The following is a 5765-nucleotide window of genomic DNA, read 5'->3' as shown; positions in this document are numbered from 1 at the left end:
AATCCTGCTGTTGACCGAATCGTTGGGCCCCCATATATGCCCTCTCACCGGACGGCGAGACGCTCTTCACTGGGTTCTCGGAGGTTCGGTCGCCGACATATAGGACAGCTAGTCCCCCGGTCTTAGGGATTGGGGAACATTGGTTGTCCGCTTTATGTTTTGGTTGGTTCTTTGACATTGTTGGTTTTAGATGAAGGGACATGTGGGCGACGGCGCCCGGTTTCGCGGCTTCAAGGCGCGAGTGACCGGTAACCAAGTCGATGCCGAAAGTTCTGTTGGCGTTATGCTGATGGGATGAACATGTCCTTACGTAACCATTGCGTTTGACAAGTGCAGGTATCGGCTCCTTGAATTCATTCGTCATGGCTTTCCCGTTTACGGGGGTTGTGATGGATTGGACACAAACTTGAGAGTTTGATCCTGGCTCAGAACGAACGCTGGCGGCATGCCTAACACATGCAAGTCGAACGAAGCCTTCGGGCTTAGTGGCGCACGGGTGCGTAACACGTGGGAATCTACCTTTAGGTTCGGAATAACTTCCCGAAAGGGACGCTAATACCGGATGATGTCTTCGGACCAAAGATTTATCGCCTTTAGATGAGCCCGCGCAAGATTAGGTAGTTGGTGGGGTAAGAGCCTACCAAGCCGACGATCTTTAGCTGGTCTGAGAGGATGATCAGCCACACTGGGACTGAGACACGGCCCAGACTCCTACGGGAGGCAGCAGTGGGGAATATTGGACAATGGGCGAAAGCCTGATCCAGCAATGCCGCGTGAGTGATGAAGGCCTTAGGGTCGTAAAGCTCTTTTACCAGGGATGATAATGACAGTACCTGGAGAATAAGCTCCGGCTAACTCCGTGCCAGCAGCCGCGGTAATACGGAGGGAGCTAGCGTTGTTCGGAATTACTGGGCGTAAAGCGCGCGTAGGCGGTCTGCCAAGTCAGGGGTGAAATCCCGGGGCTCAACCCCGGAACTGCCCTTGAAACTATTAGACTAGAATCTTGGAGAGGTGAGTGGAATTCCGAGTGTAGAGGTGAAATTCGTAGATATTCGGAAGAACACCAGTGGCGAAGGCGACTCACTGGACAAGTATTGACGCTGAGGTGCGAAAGCGTGGGGAGCAAACAGGATTAGATACCCTGGTAGTCCACGCCGTAAACGATGATAACTAGCTGTCCGGGCACATGGTGCTTGGGTGGCGCAGCTAACGCATTAAGTTATCCGCCTGGGGAGTACGGTCGCAAGATTAAAACTCAAAGGAATTGACGGGGGCCTGCACAAGCGGTGGAGCATGTGGTTTAATTCGAAGCAACGCGCAGAACCTTACCAGCGTTTGACATCCTCATCGCGATTTCCAGAGATGGATTTCTTCAGTTCGGCTGGATGAGTGACAGGTGCTGCATGGCTGTCGTCAGCTCGTGTCGTGAGATGTTGGGTTAAGTCCCGCAACGAGCGCAACCCTCATCCTTAGTTGCCATCATTTGGTTGGGCACTCTAAGGAAACTGCCGGTGATAAGCCGGAGGAAGGTGGGGATGACGTCAAGTCCTCATGGCCCTTACACGCTGGGCTACACACGTGCTACAATGGCGGTGACAGTGAGCAGCGATCCCGCAAGGGCTAGCTAATCTCCAAAAACCGTCTCAGTTCGGATTGTTCTCTGCAACTCGAGAGCATGAAGGCGGAATCGCTAGTAATCGCGGATCAGCATGCCGCGGTGAATACGTTCCCAGGCCTTGTACACACCGCCCGTCACACCATGGGAGTTGGGTTCACCCGAAGGCGTTGCGCTAACTCGCAAGAGAGGCAGGCGACCACGGTGGGCTTAGCGACTGGGGTGAAGTCGTAACAAGGTAGCCGTAGGGGAACCTGCGGCTGGATCACCTCCTTTCTAAGGATATTTGCGAAAGCGCCGATGCGAGCCATCGGAAGTGCTTCGCGGATTTCTAAAGAACATTGCCGTCGTCCTCATGTCCCTTCATCACTGGAAATTGGAAGCGAAGGTTTTGCCTTTGCTTTCGACGCCTGAGCTGGCTCACGCCCTCGCGGCCTCATGGCCGGCGGTGGCAACGGGCCTGTAGCTCAGTTGGTTAGAGCGCACCCCTGATAAGGGTGAGGTCGGAGGTTCGAATCCCCCCAGGCCCACCATTCTACGTCTGATAAGGGGCCTTAGCTCAGCTGGGAGAGCACCTGCTTTGCAAGCAGGGGGTCATCGGTTCGATCCCGATAGGCTCCACCAGACGGGTATGGTTGCCGTAAGGTGGTTTGCGTTTGCCAATGGTTATTCCAGGGATGAAGAGAAAAGCGATCCGGCTTACGCCGGTAGGCGGCGATCTGCGCTGCCGATCTTTGACATTGTGAATGGGTTTTTAATCGATGCCGTGGCGCATTGTATCGACCGTATGGTTGGTATGTATGCGGCACTTACAGATGAAATATCTGGCTGAGATTATCGTCCGCACCAGTTGGATGCGACAGGGTTTATGCAAGCCTGTCGTTGATGGTGTGGATTCTCAAGCGTGAGGTAAGAGCATTTGGTGGATGCCTTGGCATGTACAGGCGATGAAGGACGTGGCACGCTGCGATAAGCGTCGGGGAGTTGTGAGCAAACTTTGATCCGGCGATTTCCGAATGGGGGAACCCACCTTCACCATTTCTCTCAGTTGTTGGTTGATCTTCGGATTGGCCAGCGGGTGAGTGAGGTGGAAAAGGTATTACCAGAGTGAATACATAGCTTTGGTGAAGCGAACCCGGGGAACTGAAACATCTCAGTACCTGGAGGAAAAGACATCAACCGAGATTCCGTTAGTAGTGGCGAGCGAACGCGGACCAGGCCAGTGCTTCTCATTCAATTAGCAGAACACTTTGGAAAGAGTGGCCATAGCGGGTGACAGCCCCGTATGCGAAAATGATGTGAGAAGACTCGAGTAGGGCGGGACACGTGAAATCCTGTCTGAACATGGGGGGACCACCCTCCAAGCCTAAATACTCGTACATGACCGATAGCGAACTAGTACCGTGAGGGAAAGGTGAAAAGCACCCCGATTAGGGGAGTGAAACAGTACCTGAAACCGAATGCTTACAAGCAGTTGGAGCCTCTTTAGGGGGTGACAGCGTACCTCTTGCATAATGGGTCAGTGACTTAATTTATCATGCGAGCTTAAGCCGTTAGGTGTAGGCGCAGCGAAAGCGAGTCTGAAATGGGCGCCAGAGTATGATGAATTAGACCCGAAACCCGGCGATCTAGGCATGACCAGGTTGAAGGTGCGGTAACACGCACTGGAGGACCGAACCGTTTAATGTTGAAAAATTATCGGATGAGTTGTGTTTAGGGGTGAAAGGCCAATCAAGCCGGGAAATAGCTGGTTCTCCGCGAAATCTATTGAGGTAGAGCGTCGGATGTATGCCGTTGGGGGTAGAGCACTGGATGGGCTAGGGGGTCGCGAGATCTACCAAACCTAACCAAACTCCGAATACCAACGAGTCTTATCCGGCAGACAGACGGCGGGTGCTAAGGTCCGTCGTCAAAAGGGAAACAGCCCTAACCTACAGCTAAGGTCCCCAAGTCATCACTAAGTGGGAAAGCATGTGGGAATCCCAAAACAACCAGGAGGTTGGCTTAGAAGCAGCCATCCTTTAAAGAAAGCGTAACAGCTCACTGGTCTAAACAAGGGTTCCTGCGGCGAAGATGTAACGGGGCTAAAGTGATGCACCGAAGCTTAGGGTTCATAGTTTACTATGAGCGGTAGCGGAGCGTTCCGTAGGCGAGTGAAGCTCGAGGGTAACCGAGGGTGGACGTATCGGAAGTGCGAATGCTGACATGAGTAGCGACAAAAAGGGTGAGATGCCCTTTCGCCGAAAGACCAAGGGTTCCTACGCAATGCTAATCAGCGTAGGGTTAGCCGGCCCCTAAGACGAGCCCGAAGGGGGTAGTCGATGGGAACCACGTTAATATTCGTGGGCCTGAAGATGTGTGACGGATTGTGGCAGTCGTTCGATCTTATTGGATTGATCGGGCGGTGAAGCAGTCCCAGGAAATAGCCTCTTCATATAGACCGTACCCGAAACCGACACAGGTGGTCAGGTAGAGTATACCAAGGCGCTTGAGAGAAGTATCCTGAAGGAACTCGGCAAATTGCCTCCGTACCTTCGGAAGAAGGAGGCCCTGTATCGACGCAAGTCTTTGCAGGGGGCACAGGCCAGGGGGTAGCGACTGTTTAGCAAAAACACAGGACTCTGCTAAGTCGGCTTCAAGACGACGTATAGGGTCTGACGCCTGCCCGGTGCTGGAAGGTTAAGAGGAGGAGTGCAAGCTCCGAATTGAAGCCCCAGTAAACGGCGGCCGTAACTATAACGGTCCTAAGGTAGCGAAATTCCTTGTCGGGTAAGTTCCGACCTGCACGAATGGCGTAACGACTTCCCCACTGTCTCCAGGATATGCTCAGCGAAATTGAATTCTCCGTGAAGATGCGGAGTACCCGCGGTTAGACGGAAAGACCCCGTGCACCTTTACTGCAGCTTCAGAGTGGCATTAGGAAAGAACTGTGTAGCATAGGTGGGAGGCTTTGAAACGTTGGCGCCAGCTGACGTGGAGCCATAGGTGAAATACCACCCTGTTGTTTTCTGATGTCTAACCTCGCACCGTTAGCCGGTGTAGGGACCCTCTGTGGCGGGTAGTTTGACTGGGGCGGTCGCCTCCTAAAGAGTAACGGAGGCGCGCGATGGTAGGCTCAGGACGGTTGGAAACCGTCTGCAAGAGTGCAATGGCATAAGCCTGCCTGACTGCGAGACTGACGAGTCGAGCAGAGACGAAAGTCGGTCATAGTGATCCGGTGGTCCCTCGTGGAAGGGCCATCGCTCAACGGATAAAAGGTACGCCGGGGATAACAGGCTGATGATTCCCAAGAGCTCATATCGACGGAATCGTTTGGCACCTCGATGTCGGCTCATCACATCCTGGGGCTGGAGCAGGTCCCAAGGGTTTGGCTGTTCGCCAATTAAAGTGGTACGTGAGCTGGGTTCAGAACGTCGCGAGACAGTTTGGTCCCTATCTGCCGTGGGCGTCGATACTTGAAAGGAGTTGCCCCTAGTACGAGAGGACCGGGGTGAACATACCTCTGGTGTACCTGTCATCCTGCCAAGGGTGCCGCAGGGTAGCTATGTATGGACGGGATAACCGCTGAAAGCATCTAAGCGGGAAGCCTCCCTTAAGATTAGGTATCTTCGAGTCGTGATAGACCATCACGTTGATAGGCCGGGTGTGGAAGTGCGGTAACGCATGGAGCTAACCGGTCCTAATAACTCTGATCATGCTTGATGAATCTGCACCATCAATGACAGCCTTGGGCAACCCCAGGCATCATCGACCGGACGGTCATCCAGCCAGATACGCCCAAGTAAACTGCATCGATTGAAACCCGTAACACGCCAGCTTCATTGCTTGGTGACCATAGCGTCTGTGACCCACCCGATCCCATCTCGAACTCGGCCGTGAAACCGGACAGCGCCGATGGTACTAATGCTCAAGCATTGGAAGAGTAGGTCGTCGCCAGGCATTGAAGCCAGCGTGTTACGAGGCATAACCCATTCACATGTCGAAGGGCTGACCCCAAAAGGGCAGCCCTTTTTCCACGTTGGTCGTTCCTCGGTCAACCCGGCGCCATAGCGCCCGTCGCGGGGTGGAGCAGTCCGGTAGCTCGTCAGGCTCATAACCTGAAGGTCGTTGGTTCAAATCCAACCCCCGCAACCAAATCACCCAGCCGCAG

The 5765-nt window shown here is 53.8% G+C and carries 2 protein-coding genes, 3 tRNA genes and 3 rRNA genes; 7 read left to right on the top strand and 1 reads right to left on the bottom strand.

Annotated features, from left to right (window positions below; translation table 11 throughout):
- The coding region (locus K4G67_RS14935; protein WP_239807118.1) for a hypothetical protein at nt 1-364 on the bottom strand (364 nt) is incomplete at its 3' end.
- Between the two features lie 38 nt (nt 365-402).
- Between K4G67_RS14935 and K4G67_RS14930 the strand changes: the two genes are divergently transcribed.
- From K4G67_RS14930 to K4G67_RS14900, 7 genes are all read left to right on the top strand, one after another.
- Nucleotides 403-1891, top strand: a 16S ribosomal RNA gene (locus K4G67_RS14930).
- 180 nt (nt 1892-2071) lie between these two features.
- Nucleotides 2072-2148 (top strand) — tRNA-Ile (locus K4G67_RS14925).
- Between the two features lie 15 nt (nt 2149-2163).
- A tRNA-Ala gene (locus K4G67_RS14920) sits at nt 2164-2239 on the top strand.
- Between the two features lie 7 nt (nt 2240-2246).
- Nucleotides 2247-2447 (top strand): hypothetical protein, encoded by a 201-nt coding sequence (locus K4G67_RS14915; RefSeq protein WP_239807117.1) that lies wholly within the window; start codon nt 2247-2249, stop codon nt 2445-2447.
- Nucleotides 2448-2514: 67 nt separating this feature from the next.
- Nucleotides 2515-5318, top strand: a 23S ribosomal RNA gene (locus tag K4G67_RS14910).
- Between the two features lie 121 nt (nt 5319-5439).
- Nucleotides 5440-5554 (top strand): 5S ribosomal RNA (gene rrf, locus K4G67_RS14905).
- The 16S, 23S and 5S rRNA genes sit together here with 3 tRNA genes alongside, the layout of an rRNA operon.
- 118 nt (nt 5555-5672) lie before the next feature.
- Nucleotides 5673-5749, top strand: a tRNA-Met gene (locus K4G67_RS14900).
- Nucleotides 5750-5765: the final 16 nt, after the last annotated feature.

The organism is Croceicoccus hydrothermalis (genome assembly GCF_022378335.1).
Lineage (GTDB): Bacteria > Pseudomonadota > Alphaproteobacteria > Sphingomonadales > Sphingomonadaceae > Croceicoccus > Croceicoccus hydrothermalis.
This window is presented reverse-complemented; position numbering and strand designations above follow the sequence as displayed.

Excerpts from the sequence above, each read along its gene's own strand:
- K4G67_RS14915 (WP_239807117.1), top strand. The coding sequence starts at position 2,247 with ATGGTTGCCGTAAGGTGGTTTGCGTTTGCCAATGGTTATTCCAGGGAT.